Annotated in this window: 18 protein-coding genes; 4 read left to right on the top strand and 14 right to left on the bottom strand. The window is 43.0% G+C overall.

The genetic code is table 11. The annotated features are described in order from the left end of the window. Window positions 1–338 precede the first annotated feature (338 nt). Both rluC and C8D97_RS11045 read left to right on the top strand, forming a co-directional pair. Window positions 339–1,286 carry a 23S rRNA pseudouridine(955/2504/2580) synthase RluC gene (gene rluC / locus C8D97_RS11050; protein WP_245411437.1) on the top strand — a complete coding sequence of 316 codons (948 nt, stop codon included), beginning with the start codon at window positions 339–341 and terminating at the stop codon, window positions 1,284–1,286. Further along, window positions 1,273–1,935, top strand: coding sequence for an HAD family hydrolase (locus C8D97_RS11045; RefSeq protein ID WP_109763833.1), 663 nt, complete (start codon window positions 1,273–1,275; stop codon window positions 1,933–1,935). Before rluC ends, C8D97_RS11045 begins: the two co-directional genes overlap by 14 nt. Window positions 1,936–1,981: 46 nt before the next feature. Here C8D97_RS11045 and C8D97_RS11040 read toward each other — a convergent pair whose 3' ends face one another. The 14 genes from C8D97_RS11040 to C8D97_RS10975 all read right to left on the bottom strand — a co-directional run bounded on the left by C8D97_RS11040 (window position 1,982) and on the right by C8D97_RS10975 (window position 18,853). Next, a complete protein-coding gene (locus tag C8D97_RS11040; RefSeq protein WP_109763832.1) occupies window positions 1,982–2,299 on the bottom strand; it encodes a helix-turn-helix domain-containing protein in 318 nt (105 codons plus the stop codon). 39 nt (window positions 2,300–2,338) lie between these two features. Continuing rightward, a complete protein-coding gene (locus C8D97_RS11035) occupies window positions 2,339–2,785 on the bottom strand; it encodes a hypothetical protein (RefSeq protein WP_109763831.1) in 447 nt (148 codons plus the stop codon). Between the two features lie 287 nt (window positions 2,786–3,072). Further along, entirely contained in the window at window positions 3,073–4,944 is a 1,872-nt protein-coding gene (locus C8D97_RS11030) for a DUF885 domain-containing protein (RefSeq protein ID WP_109763830.1), read from the bottom strand. A 349-nt stretch (window positions 4,945–5,293) separates the two neighbouring features. Then, window positions 5,294–7,456, bottom strand: a complete 2,163-nt coding sequence (locus tag C8D97_RS11025; RefSeq protein WP_109763829.1) for a S46 family peptidase — start codon at window positions 7,454–7,456, stop codon at window positions 5,294–5,296. A gap of 97 nt (window positions 7,457–7,553) precedes the next feature. After that, window positions 7,554–8,210, bottom strand: a complete 657-nt coding sequence (locus C8D97_RS11020) for a 3-oxoacid CoA-transferase subunit B (protein WP_109763828.1) — start codon at window positions 8,208–8,210, stop codon at window positions 7,554–7,556. An 11-nt stretch (window positions 8,211–8,221) separates the two neighbouring features. Further along, window positions 8,222–8,923 (bottom strand): CoA transferase subunit A, encoded by a 702-nt coding sequence (locus C8D97_RS11015; protein ID WP_109763827.1) that lies wholly within the window; start codon window positions 8,921–8,923, stop codon window positions 8,222–8,224. Between the two features lie 66 nt (window positions 8,924–8,989). After that, entirely contained in the window at window positions 8,990–9,931 is a 942-nt protein-coding gene (locus C8D97_RS11010) for a hydroxymethylglutaryl-CoA lyase (protein WP_109763826.1), read from the bottom strand. Window positions 9,932–9,970: 39 nt separating this feature from the next. Beyond that, a complete protein-coding gene (locus C8D97_RS11005) occupies window positions 9,971–11,968 on the bottom strand; it encodes an acetyl-CoA carboxylase biotin carboxylase subunit (protein WP_109763825.1) in 1,998 nt (665 codons plus the stop codon). 15 nt (window positions 11,969–11,983) lie between these two features. After that, window positions 11,984–12,787, bottom strand: a complete 804-nt coding sequence (locus C8D97_RS11000; protein WP_109763824.1) for an enoyl-CoA hydratase/isomerase family protein — start codon at window positions 12,785–12,787, stop codon at window positions 11,984–11,986. Between the two features lie 85 nt (window positions 12,788–12,872). Beyond that, window positions 12,873–14,480 (bottom strand): carboxyl transferase domain-containing protein, encoded by a 1,608-nt coding sequence (locus tag C8D97_RS10995; RefSeq protein ID WP_109763823.1) that lies wholly within the window; start codon window positions 14,478–14,480, stop codon window positions 12,873–12,875. Between the two features lie 96 nt (window positions 14,481–14,576). Beyond that, window positions 14,577–15,713 (bottom strand): acyl-CoA dehydrogenase, encoded by a 1,137-nt coding sequence (locus tag C8D97_RS10990; RefSeq protein ID WP_109763822.1) that lies wholly within the window; start codon window positions 15,711–15,713, stop codon window positions 14,577–14,579. A gap of 97 nt (window positions 15,714–15,810) precedes the next feature. Continuing rightward, the gene (locus C8D97_RS10985; protein WP_109763821.1) at window positions 15,811–16,995 is read right to left on the bottom strand and encodes an acetyl-CoA C-acyltransferase; all 1,185 of its coding nucleotides are present in this window, start codon (window positions 16,993–16,995) and stop codon (window positions 15,811–15,813) included. A 236-nt stretch (window positions 16,996–17,231) separates the two neighbouring features. Further along, window positions 17,232–18,392, bottom strand: coding sequence for an isovaleryl-CoA dehydrogenase (locus tag C8D97_RS10980; RefSeq protein ID WP_109763820.1), 1,161 nt, complete (start codon window positions 18,390–18,392; stop codon window positions 17,232–17,234). 74 nt (window positions 18,393–18,466) lie between these two features. Beyond that, on the bottom strand, window positions 18,467–18,853 hold the full coding sequence (locus tag C8D97_RS10975) for a MerR family transcriptional regulator (protein ID WP_109763819.1): 387 nt from the start codon (window positions 18,851–18,853) through the stop codon (window positions 18,467–18,469). A gap of 591 nt (window positions 18,854–19,444) precedes the next feature. Between C8D97_RS10975 and rmf the strand changes: the two genes are divergently transcribed. Together rmf and nadA are read left to right on the top strand one after the other, a co-directional pair. Continuing rightward, window positions 19,445–19,618, top strand: a complete 174-nt coding sequence (gene rmf, locus C8D97_RS10970; RefSeq protein WP_109763818.1) for a ribosome modulation factor — start codon at window positions 19,445–19,447, stop codon at window positions 19,616–19,618. Between the two features lie 161 nt (window positions 19,619–19,779). After that, window positions 19,780–20,808, top strand: a complete 1,029-nt coding sequence (gene nadA, locus C8D97_RS10965) for a quinolinate synthase NadA (protein WP_109763817.1) — start codon at window positions 19,780–19,782, stop codon at window positions 20,806–20,808. Window positions 20,809–20,818 lie beyond the last annotated feature (10 nt).

Below are 20,818 nucleotides of genomic sequence, written 5' to 3'. Positions count from 1 at the left end.
AATTCCTGCGTGCTGCTTATTTTAAATAGGTTAAGTCTTACGCTCGCTGCACCGATCACCTTCGTGTATCGACCTGCAAAATGGTTGTTGCTTACCTAAAGTTTGTAGCTCTTAATGTTTTACTTAAAGACCTTCTTCAAGGTTTATCGGAAGTTTTTTAGTGATGAAACTTTGATGTCTTTAAGGCTACAAACGAAATTCGATGTCCAAAGGGCATATTTACCCTTGTCTATAACAACTGAAATATAGCAGGGATGCCGCATAGCATCAATTTATTTCTGTTTTAATGCTACAATAGCGTCACATTAACCGACTGATTTGTTTAAAGAATAGCCATTTTGTCTAAAGTACAGTTTGTAACCATTGATGCTGACCAGGCCGGTCAAAGAATTGACAACTTTTTGATCACTTTTTTGAAGGGTGTGCCCAAGTCTAAAATTTATCGTATTTTGCGAAAGGGCGAGGTACGAGTGAATAAAAAGCGGGTTAAGCCGGTTTATAAAATACAACCAGGTGATGAAATACGGGTACCTCCCGTGCGTATCGCTGAAACAACCGATAAACCTGTGAATGTCCAGCTGAATAAAGTTAAACAGCTCGAATCACAAATTGTTTACGAGTCTGACAACGTTATCGTTATCAATAAACCATCAGGCATTGCGGTGCATGGTGGCAGTGGTCTTTCCTTTGGTGTGATTGAGGCGCTACGTCAGTTGCGTCCCGACTGCCGATTTCTGGAATTAGTGCATCGACTCGATCGGGATACCAGTGGCTGTCTGTTAATTGCCAAAAAGCGCAGTGTATTGCGTTATTTGCACGAGCAATTAAGAAATAAAAAACTGTATAAAGAATACGCAGCATTGGCTGCTGGGCGCTGGCCGCGCTCTACCAAACGGGTGGATGCTCCGCTGTTAAAAAATACCGTACAATCGGGTGAGCGTTTGGTAAAAGTGGACTTGAGTGGAAAAGATAGTTGTACGGACTTTTCCATTGAGCGGTATTTCGACAAGGCAACACTAGTTCGCGCCATGCCTGTGACCGGTCGTACCCATCAAATACGAGTGCATGCTCAATTTGCAGGATGTCCATTGGCGGGTGATCCAAAATACGGTGATCAGGCGTTCGATGAAGAGCTTAAAAGGACTTACGGTTTCAACCGATTGTTCCTGCACGCCAGAAAGCTCAAGTTTAAAGAAAAGCGTGATGAAAAGGTGATTGAAATTACCGCCGATTACGATAAGGCTTTAAACGATTTATTAGAGACATTAAGCAATGAATCAGTTTAATACGATTATTTTTGATTGGGACGGTACATTAATGGACTCTGCTGGCCGTATAGTGTCTGCAATGAAAACCTCAGCGCTAAATGTTGGTTTGCCGGTGCCGGAAGACGAAGCCATACGCCATATTATCGGATTAAGCATGGATGAAGTGTTTAACCAGTTGTTTCCTGGAGCGGATGAAGCATCACGTACTAAACTATTTGAAGAATATCGTTTTCAATACATAGAGGGTGATACAACGCCAACGCCATTATTTGAAGGTGTGGAGTTGCTGCTGCAAAGTTTGCAGGAGCAAAGTTTTAACCTTGCCGTTGCAACGGGCAAGGCGCGCAAAGGTTTATTGCGGGTAATGGGGGAGACAAAGCTCGAACGTTATTTTGTCGATTCAATTTGTGCCGATGAAGCGGAGTCAAAACCAAGTCCACAGATGTTGAATATCATTACTGAGCGTAACGGCTGGCAGAAACAACAGTGTTTAATGATTGGTGATACTTCACACGATTTACAAATGGCAGCCAATGCCGGAATTGCCAGTATTGGCGTCAGCTATGGCGCCCATCCAATCGATAAGTTATCACCATTAAAGCCACTGCATATTCTTGATGATATCAATCATCTGACTGATGTATTATCTCTTAGAGTGCCTGCCTGATTTAATATAAAAAATGATTTTTAGCTAAATATGTATGGACGTTCCATTAAACGGATAACCACCAATACATAAGGCTGGCACCAGCAATTAACCCTATCAACACAGCGCATGCAATGGGTAAGTATTGCGGTCTAATTTTAACTTGTTGTAACTCTGATTCGCGATATTCCGGTACGCGTTTAAGATATTGTTGGCTTATTTCTAGCACGGCACATAAGCTCATTACGGTTTCGTTTGATGCATTACCGGATTTTTCGACTCGTTGTACGGTTCGCAAACTTAAATCGCAAGCGTCGGCCAGATTTTGTTGTGTCCAACCGTGCCGTTTACGATACTCTTTGATTATCTCTTGTTTAACTTCCAAACCAATTCCTTAAATGTTAGTCATTGTTGTGTTTGAAAATTACGCAAACCAGTTACTAAAGGTTGCTGCAATAAGGCCTACTAAAATTCCGGCAGCAAAACTGACGGCTAAAATAATCGCCAGTGTTTTTAAAGTCGAACGACCATTACTGTTGCTAATCAGAGCTTTGCTTTCAGTACCAACCGGTTCATTGTTGATATAAAGACTGCATTCAACGTCACCGCGTATCATGCTGTTTACTTTTAATTCAACCTTGTAATCTTTCCCATTAGAAGTGAATTCATGTCGGCTTTTTAAACCAAAACTTCTGGATTCCGATACAGGATCGTCGTTTAAGTAGACAATTTCTTTACCGGTAAAGCCTGAGCCGTAAACGGCAATTTGATTATTATCGTGGTGAAAATAATACCAGTAACCTTTGGTGGGTGATGCCATGCTCATTGTTGAATCCGTATGGTTAGAGTTTTTCAGTGGGTTAATAGTCATTGGATGTCTCCTCTGTTTGCTGAGGAGCCAATAAACCATAGCAAATGATCTATCTCGACGACAAGCAGGTGACAGTCGGTCTATTTGTCATATGTCAGTTTTTACGACAGTTGCTATAACTGCCTGATTATCGGTTGATTTTTGTGGGTTTTACTGACGAGTCAATAATGAAGAGAGGGCTGTTAGGTTTGATGTATATTTTTTTAAATAAAAAGTGGATTCTAAATAAAAAGCGGGCAAATGAATGCCCGCTAGTTTGTGACTATAATCTTCAGTAAACGACAGGTTTATTGAGGTGCAGCAGTGTTTATATAGTCATTAACAAACTGCTCAAGTACATTCAGTGGGACAGGGCCATTCTTTAATACCACATCATGAAACTGTCGAATATCAAACTGGTCGCCCATTTGTGTTTTAGCCTTTTCTCGAAGCTCCAGAATTTTTAACATTCCTATTTTATAAGCGGTTGCCTGAGAAGGCATAACTATATGTCGCTCGACCATTTTAACCGCGTCTGGTTTAGGGTTCGGTGTATTGGCAACATAATAATCGATGCCTTGTTGACGATCCCATTTCATCGCGTGGATACCGGTATCAACAACCAGTCGGCAAGCACGCCAAAGTTCCATAGCCAGTCGGCCAAAGTCGGAATAGGGGTCTTGGTATAAACCTATTTCTTTTGGGACAAGTTCACTGTATAAGCCCCAGCCTTCGGTATAGGCCGTGTAACGGCCAAATTTTCGAAACTTTGGAATGCCTTCAAGTTCCTGTGCGATGGCAATTTGCATATGATGGCCAGGTACACCTTCATGATACGCCAATGCTTCCATTTGATAGGTTGGCATATCGCCCATGTCATATAGGTTGGCGTAATAGGTGCCTGGACGAGTTCCGTCCATTGAAGGTTGCTGGTAAAAGGCTTTGCCAGCGGATTTTTCGCGAAATGCTTCAACGGCTTTAACGGTTAATCCCGCTTTTGGCTTAACAATAAATAACTCATCTAAACGAGTTTTCATGTTGTCGATTAATTGTGTTGCTTCCGACAAATAGCGCTCGCGTCCAGCTTTATCATTGTTGTAATAAAAACGCTCATTCGTTCGCATGTATTCAAAGAAAGCTTGTAAATCACCATCAAACTTAACCTGCTTCATGATCTTTCTCATTTCATCATGAATTCGGGCGACTTCATCTAAACCTATCTGATGAATTTCTTCTGCCGTTAAGTCGGTTGTCGTAGTGTTTTGCAGTGCTCGGTTATAATAAGCTTCACCTTCTGGGAATTTCCATGCACCATCTTTAGTGGTAGCGCGATCGGCCAGTGTCTTAACACGATCGATTAAAGTGTTATAAGCGGGCATCACAGAGTTTACCAGTGCAACTTTAGCATCACTGATTAGTTTGTCTTTGATTTGTTGATCGATTTCTAACTGACTAACTTTATTTTTGAAATCGGCAAATAATGTACTGTCTTCACCATCATTAAAGGGTGCGCCGGTAATGATGTTTTTGCTGTCTCTGATGACATGGGGATAAACAAACTTTGGCGCTATTATGCCTTTTTCGGCACGGATATTAAGGCCATCAATGACTTGGTCAAACAGAGTTGGTATGCCATTCAGTCGGGCAATGTAGTCTTCGGCATCATCCAGGTTACTGATACTGTGTTGATTAATCAGTAATGACGGCACAGAAGAGTGTATTCCAAACATCTGGTTTAATGGGTAGTTGTAATGACGCCATTTGTAATCTTTAATATCGTCTTCAAGTTGCTGTCTGGCTAAGATTAAACTTACCTTAGTTTGATCATCCAGTTTTGATTCATCGAACTGATTGATCTTTTCCAGATTCTTTTTTGATATTTCTAACTCTTCTTTTGCTTTGGCTTCGGTCATTTCATCCCATTTATCTTGGTCTTTTTTAATACCAAGATAACTTTGATACATGGGGCTGCGCATGACGGCATCCATAAACATTTTATCAAACAGAGCGTTGGCTTTTTCAGACTCGGTTTGACTGACAGGCTTTTCTGATTGGTTAGTAGCGATCTGATTTTTACTGGTTTCAGTTTGTTTACTTTGTGTTGACGCAGTGTCTTCACTGCAGCCAGTCACCAATGCTAGTGTTATAGCGCTGGTGAGGACTAATTGTTTGGTATTCATTCAACTCTCCCATAAGTGATGTAGAATTATTATTCTGTTTTAGTAAAACATGTGTAGCGAGACACGATAGTATAACTACCAAAGCATACCATATCGGTTTAAAGTGAAATGTAAACCATGCACTGGTTTATAATATGTAAGAAATTGTATGTTCTATTTGTTGCAATGGCTGTGTATGAAAATATTTAAAAAACGTAATGATAAAGTTTGAAAAGAATTCTCAATGAAAATGTCAGGCTAACCTATAAAGTCCATAACGATTTAAACCGGAATAATGAGGTGGGCTCTTATAAGCCAAGTAAAAAACGGGCCCTATGGCCCGTTTTTTAGTGCTACTTAAAGAAATTTGTTATCGAACGATATCCATTTCTTTAATCAAGTTATCTGCTCCATCCACATGCTCCATAACCCAAAGCATATAGCGTGAGTCAACGTGTATTGAGCGGTTCAGTGAAGGGTCGTAATCCCAATCACCAATAATACTTTCGTAAACACCATCAAACACAAGGCCGACTAGTTCGGCTTTATCATTTAATGTCGGTGAGCCGGAGTTTCCACCTGTAATATCCAACGTACCTAAAAAGTTTACCGGAACCGAATTTAAAGACTCTTTCGCATAATCGCCATAAACTTTTTTGTTGATTAAATCCAACTGTTTTTGTGGCGAGTTAAATGGCCAGACACCCGTGTCTTTTTCGGTAATACCTTGCAGTGTTGTAAAGGGAACGGCACGAATGCCATCTTTCGGAGAATAGCCTTTTACATTACCGTAGGTAATACGCAAAGTACTGTTGGCGTCGGCGTAAACAGGCAAGTTTTTCGATTTATTAAATGCAATGATCGCTTCCATATATTTGGGGCGAACGGCATTAAATTCACCGGCTTCATTTTTACTCTGCTTCTCAAGTTTTTGGCGCGCATCAAATGTTTTAACCGCGTATTGAATGAAAGGATCATCACTGTTTTCAAAGGCTTCAAGCGGTTTTTCCATCCAGGCCAATCGGACGTCTTCTTCATTCAGTTTTGTATTCTGATAAAGATCGGCTATTTTGCTTTTTAACTCAGCCGGTTTATAACCATCATCAATACCAAAAAAGCGATCGATATCTTTTATGCGTTGGCTTTCAGGTAATTTTGCGTAGCGATCGAGCATATTGAATAACATGGCCTGTTCAACTTTAGCATCGAAACGACGATTAATTCGCTTCATACCTTGTGTAAAGCGATTCATGTCTCGTTCCTGATAACCCCGTTCACGATCCATGTCATCTTTTTGTTTTTCAACGGCCAGTCTATGTAACCGGCTTGCGGTGCTCATCATTTGTGATGCATAGCCCATATAACCCAACAGTGTATCCCGTTTAGCGGTTTGTTGGTTTTGCTTAATGAGAGCATCTAGTTGATCAATGGCTTCACCGTATTTAGCTTGTCGCGATGACTTGGCGTTAACCCACTGACGCAATTCCTGATTTAATTTAATTTTGCGTTGTTCCGTGGTTCCCTTATGGTAGCTTTCCATCATACTGCCACGATTCTTCTCGTAGTTAGCAAGTCCGGCAAGCATACTTTCATATTTAATACGAGCGTCGCTGCCTTCTTTAGAATTTGATTTGATGTCGTTAATCAGTGATCCCATCAACTCTTTGGAAAGCGGATAGCTTTTGGTAAATGTGTGGATGACTTCTGATGACGTTCGGTAACGATTAGTGCTTCCAGGGTAACCCAGCACCATAATATAATCGCCTTTATCAACGCCGCTGGCATTAACTTTTAAATGATGCTCGGGCTCAAACGGAACATTCTCTTCACTGAAGTCTGCGGGTTTTCCATCTTTGCCGACATAAGCGCGGTAAAATGCATAGTCGCCGGTATGTCGAGGCCACATCCAGTTATCGATATCGCCACCATATTTACCAATGCTTTTAGCGGGTGCGTGAACCAGTCTTACGTCGCGAATGGTTAATTGTTTGAACAGATAGTACTCCAGACCACCGTGAAAATTAACCACGGAACAGCGATAAGCTTTGTCGCTTTCGCATTCTGCTACCAGTTTTTTCGACTGACTGTCGATGTGGGCATAGCGTTCGTTGCCAGACATTTTTTCATCGATGCCATTTGTGATCTGCGGAGTCACATTGGTTATATTTTCAGTCACATAAACGCGACTGCCCGGTGCGGCGGGTAATTCTTTGTTTAGTGATTTAGCCAGAAAACCTTTTTCAAGCAGATTATTGTCTTCCGTCGAATTGTATTGAATAGAGCCGTAGGCGCAGTGATGGTTGGTAACCACCAGTCCTTTGTCAGATACAAAAGAAGCGGTACAGCCACCAAGACTAACGATAGCACCCATTGGGAAACCGGTTAGATCGGTCAGGTTATCAGGATCAAGCTTAAGTCCTGCTTGTTTAAGTTGTTTTGCAATATCGGGAAGTTGATGCGGTTGCCACATACCTTCATCGGCCACCGCTGCGGTTAAGCCGAATGCTGCCGCCAGTGTGATTAGCTTTTTCATAACGTCCTACTTTTATTATGGGAAGATTTTATTGTTAAAAACATACAAAAAAGGGCAATCTAGCAGATTGCCCTTCGGTTTACATGGTTAAATTGTTTCAAAATGTCATTTCGGGAATATCACCATTTATAACTAATTTTCCGGCTGTTTTTTGCTCAATTTCTTCAACCGACACACCGGGTGCTCGTTCGATTAAATGAAATGCGCCATCTTTGATCTCAATGACCGCCAGATCAGTAACAATCTTATTAATGCAATTGACACCCGTTAATGGCAGGGTACATTTTTCAAGCAATTTGGAATTGCCGCGTTTATCCGCATGGGTCATGGTAACCACTATGTTTTGCGCTCCGGCCACTAAGTCCATGGCACCGCCCATACCTTTGACCAGCTTGCCCGGGATCATGTAACTGGCAATATTGCCTTCCTGATCCACTTCAAAAGCACCCAGTACGGTTAAGTCAACATGGCCGCCACGGATCATGGCAAAACTTTCCGCTGAACTGAAAATGGCTGCGCCGGTTACCGCCGTAACGGTTTCTTTGCCGGCATTGATCATGTCTGCGTCGACTTGATTTTCGGTGGGGTAAGGCCCCATGCCCAGCAGTCCGTTTTCAGATTGCAACATCACCTGTTTTTCGGCAGGAATATAATTCGCTACCAGAGTTGGTATACCAATGCCTAAATTTACGTAAAAGCCATCTTCCATTTCACGCGCAACACGCATGGCGATTTGGTCTCGTGTTAAAGCCATTATTCGTCTCCTTATTGGTTGCGCAGTGTCAGGCGTTCAATTCGCTTTTCGAACGAACCCTGAATGACTCGGTTGACATAAATGCCCGGTGTATGAATTTCTGTGGGTTTTAATTCACCTGGCTCGACGATTTCTTCGGCTTCCACCACGGTAATTTTTCCGGCAGTGGCCGCCATAGGATTAAAGTTCATGGCTGTATCGCGATAGATACAGTTGCCGTATCTGTCAGCTTTCCATGCCCGAACAATGGCAAACTCACCGGTAATGGATGGCTCTAAAACATAGCCTCGGCCATCAAACTCTCGGGTTTCTTTGCCTTCGGCTACAGGAGTACCGTAGCCTGTTGCTGTGAAAAATGCTGGAATACCAGCACCGCCAGCTCGCATTTTTTCAGCCAGTGTACCCTGAGGCGTTAATTCAACTTCAAGCTCTCCGGCCAGGTATTGACGTTCAAACTCAGCGTTTTCACCGACGTAAGACGACACCATTTTTTTAATCTGCTTACCTTTTAACAGTAAACCCAGACCAAAGTCATCCACACCGCAGTTATTGGAAACAAACGTAAGATCACTTGTGCCCATTTTTTGTATTTGGGCGATTAACCCTTCAGGGATCCCACATAATCCAAAGCCACCGGCGATAACGGTCATGCCGTTTTCAAGGCCAGCCATTGCTTCTTCATAGGTTTCAACCACTTTGTCAAAACCGGCCATATTAGCTCCTTGTACTTGTTAGATTTAAATTGGTTGAGTCTTTTTGTTAAGACTGTAAATAATAATTTATTCGCTTAATGCATTAGCAACTTTCGACATGGGTGAACGTCCCAGTTTTTCTGAGATAAATCGCCCGGCTTTAAGCAGTTGTTGCAAGTCGATACCCGTTTCTATGCCCATGCCATCAAGCATATATACCACATCTTCGGTGGCTACGTTACCTGATGCGCCTTTAGCATAAGGGCAACCACCGAGTCCGGCAATAGAACTATCGACGGTAGCTACACCTAATTGTATGCAGGCCAGTATATTGCTTAACGCCTGACCATAAGTATCATGAAAATGAACGGCTAATGCCGATAAAGGAACTTCTTTTGCAACAGCCTTGATCATGGCCTGAGCTTTTAATGGTGTACCAACGCCAATGGTGTCACCTAATGAGATTTCGTAACAACCCATCTCAAATAAGGTCTTAGCGACTTCGGCTACTTTTTCGACAGCAATTTCACCTTCGTAAGGGCAGCCCAAAACACATGACACATAACCTCTAACTCGAATATTGCTCTGTTTTGCAGCTTGCATAATGGGGCGAAATCGCTCAAGACTTTCGTCGATGGAACAATTGATATTTTTTTGGGAAAAGCTTTCTGAAGCGGCACCAAAAATGGCGACTTCTTTTGCACCTGCGTCGATAGCAGCTTCAAAGCCTTTCATATTGGGTGTCAATACTGGATAGCTGACATTATCTTTCCGCTCAATACCGGTTAAAACATTTTTGTTATCGGCCATTTGCGGAACCCATTTGGGTGACACAAAACTGGTGGCTTCAACCACCGACAGGCCAGTGTTGCTTAATCGATTGATCAACTCGATTTTGTCTTCGGTTAACACCACTTGCTTTTCGTTTTGCAAACCATCTCTGGGGCCGACTTCAACTATTTTGACTGACGTCGGATACTTGTCGGTAGATGTCACTGAGTTTTCACCTTTATTGGTTATTCCTGTCATTATAAATGTCAGTAAACTATTAAATAGTTTAAATAATACTTACTCGGCTTCAAATAAAATCAGTTCAGCGCCGTCTTCAACTAAATCACCAGTTTGGTACAGTAATTCGGTTATTACGCCATCTGAAGGCGCTTTAATGGTGTGTTCCATTTTCATGGCTTCCATCACCAGTATAGGTTGGCCAGCCTCAACTTTTTCACCCGCTTCAACAAGTACAGAAATGATGGTTCCCGGCATAGGCGCCGTAAGATTTGCATTAGCATCCGCATCACTGGTGGCCAAGCCTTCCTGTTTTAGCTCCAGTTGATACTCTGCACCGCGCATAAATAATGTGATGCTATTATTGTTATCAACCAATGTGACTTTAAATTGTATTCCTTCCAGATTCACTTGCATTGAAGTGTTATCCAGTTGACCAGAAATAAAATGTTCACTGTTGGCCAGCTCAACTAAGAAAGAATCATTTCTAAAATGAACCGTGACAGAGTTTTCCAGTTGGGAATCTGTATCAATCAGTGTAAGTTTGTGGAAGTTATCTTCGTTTAAACGCCAACCGTCCACATTATCCCAGGGAGAAAAAGGATCCGAGTCATCGGCTATATGTCGTTCGCCATAATCTTTTTGCTTCAGCATGACGTAAAGCGCTGCTACGCATAAAACATCGTCACTGATGGCAGGTTTCGCGGTAAATAATTCATCCTGATATCGGTTAATAAAGTTGGTATCAAGATCGGCTTGATTAAAACCATCGTGCGACGCTAGTTGGCTCATAAAGTCCAGGTTGGTTTTTAAGCCGACAATTTGATAGTCGGAGAGGGCACCTCGTAATCTTGCTAAAGCGGAGGCGCGGTCTTTATCCCAGACGATAAGTTTGGCAATCATAGGATCGTAGTGAACAGAAACTTCATCGCCTTGTCGAATGCCGGTATCAATTCGCACATGGGTATTGGTTTTTGGTGTTTGCAAATGACTTAATGTTCCGGTGGATGGCAAAAAATCCTGATCGGGATCTTCTGCATAAACACGAGCTTCAAATGCATGACCATGAATGGTTAATTGCTCTTGTTGCAAGGGCAACGCTTCACCATGGGCGACCCGTAACTGCCATTCTACAAGATCCTGCCCCGTAATTTTTTCGGTAACCGGATGTTCGACCTGTAAGCGGGTGTTCATTTCCATAAAGTAAAATGAACCGTCTTCGTCCAATAAAAACTCAACCGTACCTGCGCCTTCATAACCAATGGCTTTTGCCGCATTAATGGCGACGGTGCCCATTTGATCTCTTAATGACTCAGTCATTCCCGGAGCAGGCGCTTCTTCGATTACTTTTTGATGACGACGTTGCACAGAACAGTCGCGCTCAAATAAATGAACGGCATTGCCATGGCTGTCTGCAAACACCTGGATTTCAACATGCCGTGGTTTGGTTAAGTATTTCTCAACCAAAACCTCATCGTCACCGAAAGAAGATATGGCTTCGCGTTTGCAAGAAGTCAGCGACTCAATAAAGTCATTTGACGCTTCTACAATACGCATGCCCTTACCACCACCACCTGCGGTGGCTTTAATCAAAACTGGATAACCCATGTCATCGGCTTGTGACTTTAAAAACTCAGGATCCTGGTTGTTGCCATGGTAACCTGGAACTAACGGAACATTGGCTTTTTGCATAATGTCTTTTGCGGCACTTTTTGATCCCATCGCATCAATTGCCGAAGCAGGGGGGCCAATAAAAACAATATTATTTTTTTCGCAAGCCGTCGCAAAACCAGTATTTTCAGATAAAAAACCATAACCAGGATGAATCGCTTTGGCGCCGGATCGTTTGGCAACCTCTAATATTTTGTCGCCTTTCAAATAGCTGTCTTTGGCGGGGGCTGCACCAATATGCCAGGCTTCGTCGGCCATTTGTGTATGCCGTGCATTTTTATCGGCATCAGAATAAACCGCAACGGTTTTAATGCCCATTTTTTGCGCTGTTTTTATCACTCGACAGGCGATTTCGCCTCGGTTTGCAATCAGTATTTTATCAAACATAATAAATTCCGGGCCTTATGATTCCTGAGAGGTTAACCAGTCTGGTTGACGTTTTTCTAAAAAGGCAGAGACACCTTCTTTGCCTTCGCTTGATGCGCGAATATCGGAAATTTTTTGCGCTGTTTCACGAATAGCTTCTTCATCGAAGGGATGATTATCAATAAAGTTAATAAGATCTTTGGCGGCTTGAATAGCTTTTGGACCATTTTGCAAAGTAGTATTAATGATGGATTCACTGTATTCATCAAATTCATCGGGCGATACGGTTTCGTGTACCAGTCCAATCGTGCTTGCAGTGGTTGCATTAAATATTTCAGCGGTAACAAAATAGCGATTAGCCTGGCGCTTCCCAATGGCTTTGATCACGTAAGGGCTGATTACCGCCGGGATCAAACCCAGTTTAACTTCCGAAAGACAGAACTTGGCTTTACTGCTGGCAATGACAATATCACAACAAGCTACCAGACCAACACCGCCGCCAAATGCAGCTCCTTGTACTAATCCAATGGTTGGTTTTTTAAGTTGATAAAGGGTTTGCATTAACGTCGCTAATGCAAGGGAATCCTGATAGTTTTCTGACCAGCTGTAGTCGGCCATTCGACGCATCCAGTTTAAATCAGCGCCAGCCGAAAAACTTTTGCCATTGGCTTTTAACACCACAACCCGAACTGATTTATGTGACTCCAGCTTTTTTAATGCTTTGGTTAAGTCGCTGATCAATTGATCGTCAAAAGCATTGTGTACATCGGGTCGGTTTAAGGTGATGATACCAGCACCTTGTTTGGTAACTTCCAGTAATAATGTTTTTTGTTCGCTCATACGGATTCTCTTTGAAATTCATTACTTTTAAAATGAGTAACGTAAATTTAGCGGCTAACATTTAGTGTTGATTATTCAGATATCGCTACATTCGGAAGACACCGTACTTGGTTTCTTCTTTTGGCGCGTTTAGCGACATGGATAAACCAAGGCCCAACACCATACGGGTGTCGGCTGGATCAATAATACCGTCATCCCATAATCGTGCCGACGCGTAGTAGGGGTGCCCCTGTGTTTCATATTGTTGTTCAATGGGTTGTTTAAATTTAGCTTCTTCTTCCGCCGACCACTCAATGTTTTTTCGTTCAAAATTATCACGTTTTACTTGGGCTAAAACATTGGCCGCTTGTTCGCCACCCATGACAGAAATACGGGCGTTTGGCCACATCCATAAAAAGCGGGGGCTGTAGGCGCGACCACACATGCCATAATTTCCAGCACCAAAACTGCCGCCAACAATCACGGTAAACTTAGGTACCTTTGCACATGCAACGGCGGTTACCATTTTGGCGCCGTTTTTGGCGATACCCGAGTTTTCGTATTTTTGCCCAACCATAAAACCGGTAATGTTTTGCAAAAATACCAAAGGAATATTGCGCTGGGTACAAAGCTCAATAAAGTGCGCGCCTTTTAATGCAGACTCACTGAATAAAATGCCATTGTTGGCAATAATGCCCACCGGGTATCCCCATATTTTTGCAAAGCCACAAATCAGTGTATTGCCGTATAAGGGTTTAAATTCATCGAGTTCTGAATTATCGACAACCCGTGCAATAATTTCGCGAATGTCATAAGGTTTTCGGGTATCTTTTGGAACCACACCATAAAGTTCTTCAGTTGGGTACTGTGGAGCTTTAGGTTTTGTCACTGGCCACTGTGATTGCTTCTTATGGTTTAAGTTGGCTACCACACGACGACAAATACTCAAGGCGTGTTCGTCATCATTGGCGTAGTGATCGGTAACACCTGAATTTCGACAATGAACATCGGCACCACCCAAATCTTCTGCTGAAACCACTTCACCCGTTGCCGCTTTAACCAGTGGTGGGCCGCCGAGGAAAATAGTGCCTTGTTCTTTAACAATAATACTTTCGTCAGCCATAGCGGGGACATAAGCACCACCTGCAGTACAACTGCCCATAACTACAGCAATTTGAGGTATGCCTTTGGCAGACATATTTGCTTGATTAAAAAAGATTCGACCAAAGTGTTCTTTATCAGGAAAGACTAAGTCTTGTTGCGGTAAATTGGCGCCGCCTGAATCCACCAGATAAATACAGGGCAGATGATTTTGCTCGGCGACTTCTTGCGCCCGTAAATGCTTTTTTATGGTTTCAGGAAAATAAGTGCCACCTTTAACCGTTGCATCGTTCGCAACAATCATACACTCAACACCGTTAACACGACCGATACCGGTAATGATACCTGCTGAAGGTACCTGATTGTCGTACATATCATAAGCGGCAAATTGTGAAAGCTCTAAAAAAGGAGAGCCAACGTCGAGTAATTTTCTAACGCGATCACGTGGTAGTAACTTGCCTCGACTGATGTGCTTTTCGTTTCTTTCTTTTCCACCACCCTGTGAAATGACCGCCATTTTATCGCGCAAGTCATCCACTAACTTGGTCATATGATCGTGATTGGATTTAAACTCTTCACTGCGTGCATTAATGCTGGATTTTATAACCGACATGACGATTCCAATTTAATTTTATTCAACAGTCAAGCGGGCAGGTGAGTAAACTTATGCGCTGCCCGATTATTTTAGGGTCTAACTAATATTTAATGTTTATTCGTTTTCAATAGAACGACTAATCACCATTTTCTGTACTTCACTGGTGCCTTCGTAAATTTGGCAAACACGAACATCGCGGTAATATTTTTCAACCGGGAAGTCTGCCAGGTAGCCATAGCCTCCGTGAATTTGAATGGCATCGGAACATACTTTTTCCGCCATTTCTGATGCAAATAACTTTGCCATGGAGGCTTCTTTTAAGCAGGGTAACCCTTGATCTTTTAATTGCGCTGCGTGAAGGGTTAATTGCCGTGCTGCTTCTATTTGTGTTGCCATTTCTGCAAGTTTAAATGCGACCGCCTGATGTTTGTTGATTGGTTTACCAAAGGAAGTACGATCTTTGGCAAACTCACTGGCGGCTTCTAATGCAGATCTGGCAATACCGACACATTGCGCGCCAATTCCAATACGGCCACCTTCAAGATTTGAAAGTGCAATTTTATAACCTTGTCCTTCTTCACCTAATAAATTGCTGGCAGGAATACGACAATCTTCAAAAATAATCTGGCAAGTATCCGAAGCATGCTGACCCATTTTATCTTCAACTTTTGCAACGATATAGCCTTTTGTATCGGTAGGTACAATAAACGCGCTAATGCCTTTTTTACCAGCGGAAGGATCGGTCACCGCAAACACAATGGCCGTGTTGGCATTTTTACCAGAGGTAATGTATTGCTTAACACCATTTAATACATACTCGTCGCCATCTTTCACCGCTTTGGTTTTTAGATCGGAAGCATCACTGCCTGCGTGAGGTTCGGTTAAACAGAAAGCGCCCAAATGCTCGCCCGATGCCAGTGGCGTTAAAAACTGTTGTTTTTGTTGATCGTTACCAAACTGATAAATAGGCATACAGGCAACCGAGTTGGTGACACTGACGACTGTTGAGCAAGCGGCGTCACCGGCAGCGATTTCTTCAAGAACTAATGCGGCCGAGGTGTAACCAATATCGCAACCGCCGTACTGCTCGGGTACTAACATGCCGTAAAAGCCAAGCTCCGCTAAACCTTTTAATGCTTCTTCGGGAAATATTTTTTCCTGATCCCATTTCATGGCTTCGGGTTTGATGCATTCCTGAACATACTGACGAGCAGCATCACGGATCATGTTTTGTTCTTCAGAAAGAATCATAAGTATTAACCTGTCTATCTAGTTGGATCACTGGCATGGCTTGTTATATGCAAATCCATGCCAGTGGTTGATCGAATCTTAAAGTAAATAGTAACGATTAAAGCAGCTCTATCGCCATTGCAGTGGCTTCACCACCACCAATACACAGTGAGGCAACACCGCGCTTTTTATTGTGATACTTCAGTGCTTCGATCAAAGTAACAACAATGCGGGTACCTGAGCAGCCAATTGGATGACCGAGTGCGCAAGCACCGCCATGGACATTAACTTTATCGTGATCCAGCTCTAACTCTTTCATTGCAGCCATGGTGACAACCGCAAAAGCTTCGTTGATTTCAAATAAATCAACGTCACTGGTTGACCAACCTGTTTTTTCAAATAAAGACTGCATGGCACCAACAGGCGCCGTGGTAAATTCTGCCGGAGTGCGTGCATGTGTGGCGTGGCCAACAATTTTTGCTAGTGGCGTAAGGCCGCGTTTTTCAGCCTCAGATTGACGCATCATAACGACCGCAGCGGCGCCATCTGAAATAGAGCTGGCGTTTGCCGCGGTTACCGTGCCGTCTTTACGGAAAGCAGGGCGAAGCTGAGGAATTTTATCCAGGCGTGCTTTTTGCGGTTGCTCATCAGTATCAACGGTGACGTCACCTTTACGTGTTTTAATGGTGACAGCGGAGATTTCATTTTTAAAAGCACCATCTTCGATGGCTTTTTGGGCTCGTTTTAATGACGTGATGGCAAACTCATCTTGCTGTTCACGAGTGAAGCCGTATTTTTCAACCGTGTCTTCTGCGTATACACCCATGGCCTGACCTTCATAAGCGTCTTCGAGGCCGTCAAATGCCATATGGTCGAGCACTTTGCCATGACCAAAACGATAACCGGTGCGAGCTCTGTCTAACATATAAGGCGCATTGGTCATACTTTCCATACCACCAGCAACCATAATTTCATTGGTACCCGCTGACAATAGATCATGTGCCAGCATAATGGTTTTCATACCGGAACCGCAGACTTTATTCACCGTGGTGCAGCCTACAGATTTTGGTAAGCCTGCGCCAATAGAAGCTTGACGCGCAGGTGCCTGACCAACACCGGCGGGCAGTACACAACCCATAATGACTTCTTGAACATCATCGGGTTTCAGTCCTGCACGGCTTACCGCTGCAGCAATGGCATTGGCGCCCAATTCAGGAGATTTAACATCGGATAAGGCGCCCATAAAACCACCCATAGGGGTGCGAGCAATTCCAACTAAAACAATCGGGTCGGTAGCAGTCATCGTGTCTATCCTTTTTTCAGTTTCCAGAAAGCTGTTGATGTAAACCAGCTTCTGGGTCATGTGTTTAAAATAATAAAGTTTGTATCGCCACTAATTTGTATAACCGCTAAGATAACAGTGTCATGCACTGCAGCAAATCGGACTTTAGTGGGTTAAGTAAATTGTGTTTGCTTCAAGCTGCAGCCGACTTGAACTGTTGTCGGCTGACGATGATTGAATTTTAACATTAAGTTGATTTATGACGTTTCTTTAAACAATTCGCGGCCAATCAACATGCGTCTGATTTCAGAGGTGCCGGCACCAATTTCATACAGCTTAGCATCTCTTAGTAATCGGCCTGTAGGGTATTCGTTGATATAGCCGTTACCACCCAGCAACTGGATGGCATCGAGAGCCATTTGAGTGGCTTTTTCTGCAGCGTACAAAATAACACCAGCTGCGTCTTTACGAGTGGTTTCACCGCGATCACAGGCTTTGGCTACGGTATAAACGTAGGCACGACAAGCGTTCAATGTTGTGTACATATCGGCAATTTTACCTTGTACCAATTGGAATTCACCTATGGATTGGCCAAACTGTTTTCGTTCATGAATGTAGGGCACCACATTATCCATACAGGCCTGCATAATCCCTAAAGGACCGGCAGCCAGTACCAGTCGTTCAAAATCAAGACCACTCATCAGAACTTTAACGCCCTGATTTAATTCACCTAAAATATTTTCTGCAGGCACTTTACAGTCTTCAAACACCAGTTCGCAGGTATTGGAGCCGCGCATTCCTAGCTTGTCGAGCTTTTGAGCGGTTGAAAATCCGGCAAAGTCTTTTTCAATAATAAAAGCCGTAATGCCCTTTGAGCCGGCATTGGCATCTGTTTTAGCGTAAACAATGAGTACATCGGCATCTGGACCATTGGTGATCCACATTTTGTTGCCATTTAGAACAAAGTGATCACCCTGTTTTTCTGCTTTTAATCGCATGCTGACAACATCGGAACCTGAGCCAGCTTCACTCATGGCCAGGGCGCCTATGTGCTCGCCGCTGCAAAGTTTGGGCAAGTATTTGGCCTTTTGTTCGGCACTGCCATTTTTGCGCAGCTGATTCAAACACAGATTGGAGTGAGCACCATAAGACAGGCCAATGGAGGCAGAGCCTCTGGATATTTCTTCCATGGCGACAACGTGCTCAAGGTAGCCAAGGCCAGAACCACCGAATTCTTCTTCAACAGTCATTCCTAATAAGCCCAGCTCGCCAAACTTTGGCCATAACTCATTTGGAAATTCATTAACTTCGTCTATCTGAGTGGCTATTGGCGCTATTTCTTTGTCGGTGAAGCCTTTAACGGTTTCACGAATCATATCGGCGGTGTCACCGAGGTCAAAATTCAAACTGGGGAACATGCTGCTTACCTCTGTCGATTAAATTTGTGCATAACTAAAGCGTCGTACGTTGTAAAAGGGCATAGAAGATAGAGTCATTTGTTCTTTTGCTGGCTGATTTTTTGTTCAAGATCATCAATTTCTCTCAACATAGAGTTGATATCTTCCGCCTGTTGCTTCAGTTGCTGTTTTCTTAGCTCAATTTTTGAAAGTAGAAACTCTGTTTGCTTATCTTCACCATGAGGAAATTGATACAAATCAATGATTTCCTTTATTTCTGCCAGTGAAAAGCCGATCCGCTTACCGCGTAAAATTAGTTGTAAGCGGGTTCTGTTCTTATGGGAGTAAACACGGTAGGTGCCTTTGCGTTGCGGCAGAATCAATCCGTACTCTTCATAATGACGAATGGCACGAGTCGTCGTGTTAAATTCATTGGCAAGGTCGCTAATGCTGTATGTTTTGTCGTGCGATTCATCGTTCATGGTATTTATAATACTATAACCTTTACGTTAACGTAAAGGTTATGCTGCGATGCAATGAGTAATAGATGATGGCAAAAAAATTTATACCGCAGAGAATTTTGTTGTTATAAGCAACTTAATAGGATGTAGGTAATTGAATTAACATAAATTATCTGAATATTAGCCATTTTAGTTGTGATTTTTATAGGTTTAGAGTGGATTGATTTAAACGGGACTAAAAATCAATGTTTTTGGTACGTAAGTCCCTGATTATTGGTTACTAGTTAGTGAGTAAATGCTGAGTTATCCTCTGTGTTTCAGGCACTGCAAAATCCTCTTGTGAATCATTTATAGCGAATTTTTATTGGAAGGACCGGTCAATACCTTCTAAGTTCATACTATATGTGGATGTAAGGTTTAGTCAGTGCCTCTTAATTAATGGGAAGAACGAGCCTGTCTTTTAAGAACATTTGTCATAGCCCTTACATCCGCACCATTTTCTGGTAGAGGATATTTTCTGTAGAGAATATTCTTCTGCCGGAGATGCCAGTCTGAACATGTACAGTCTGTTTTCCAAAATATGACCAACAATAGAAGAGGGGAAGCCTATCTATGAAAAGACAAAAGCGCGATCGTCTGGAAAGAGCTCATTCTCGTGGCTATCAAGCCGGGCTTGGAGGCAAGTCGAAAGAAATTTGCCCGTACAGTGTACTAGAACACCGGGAACAGTGGTTAGGCGGTTGGCGTGAAGCAAGGTCAGAAGTTGGGAGTGGCCTCTACGGTTAACTTTATTCAATAGAACTGAAATATTACACACCTCTGTGTGCTTATAACGGCTCAACCGGCCGTTCAAACCCCGCTATAACGCGGGGTTTTTTATTTTGGTTCAAAAATCGGTGAATAGGTCGGTATAATATAGGGATTCAATGAAACTCGGACCCTGTTGTATGAGCGTTACTGCACCTCAAATTGAAATCGATATACCTCTCCCAAAACCACCGAAAGTTTTGAGCGAGCCTGAAAAGCAGCGTTATCAGGATAAGATAAAGCATCAGCTGGAACAGCATAATGCTGTGTTGATTGCCCATTATTATACTGATCCTGAAATTCAGGCGATGGCTGAAGCAACCGGTGGTTTTGTCGGCGACTCGTTAGAAATGGCCAAGTTTGGTGCCCGGCACGAGGCACAAACTCTAATTATCGCCGGTGTTAAGTTTATGGGGGAAACCGCAAAAATACTTAGCCCTGAAAAGCGTGTCGTCATGCCGACATTGGAAGCAACCTGTTCGCTGGATCTGGGGTGTCCGGCAGATGCCTTCTCCGAGTTTTGTGATCAACACCCGGATAGAACGGTCGTTGTTTACGCCAATACCTCGGCTGCGGTTAAAGCTCGCGCTGACTGGGTGATAACCAGCTCGATTGCGCTTGATGTAATTGATCATCTGGATGCCAAAGGCGAAAAGATTATCTGGGGACCGGATCGTCATTTAGGTCGATATATCCAAAACAAAACTGGTGCGGATATGATTTTGTGGCAAGGGCACTGTATCGTGCATGATGAGTTTAAATTTAAAGCGCTCGATCAACTAAAAGCAATGCATCCTGATGCGGCAGTGCTGGTTCATCCTGAATCACCAGAAAGTGTTATTGAACTGGCCGATGTGGTTGGCTCTACTTCGCAGTTGATTAAAGCGGCTCAAACTCTGCCAGAAACAAAAATAATTGTTGCCACTGATAAAGGTATTTTCTATAAAATGCAGCAGGCAGCGCCAGATAAAGAATTAATTATTGCGCCGACAGCAGGGGAAGGGGCAACCTGTAAAAGTTGCGCCCATTGTCCCTGGATGAAGATGAATATACTTGAGAATTTATCGACGGTGTTTGAACGTGAAGGCGTCGACATTGAAGTAGATAAAGATGTTGCCGTCAAAGCGATGAAGCCGTTAAAACGAATGGTGGAATTTGTAAACAGTTAGGATTTATAAA

It is taken from the genome of Pleionea mediterranea (genome assembly GCF_003148745.1).
GTDB lineage: Bacteria > Pseudomonadota > Gammaproteobacteria > Enterobacterales > Kangiellaceae > Pleionea > Pleionea mediterranea.
This window is presented reverse-complemented; position numbering and strand designations above follow the sequence as displayed.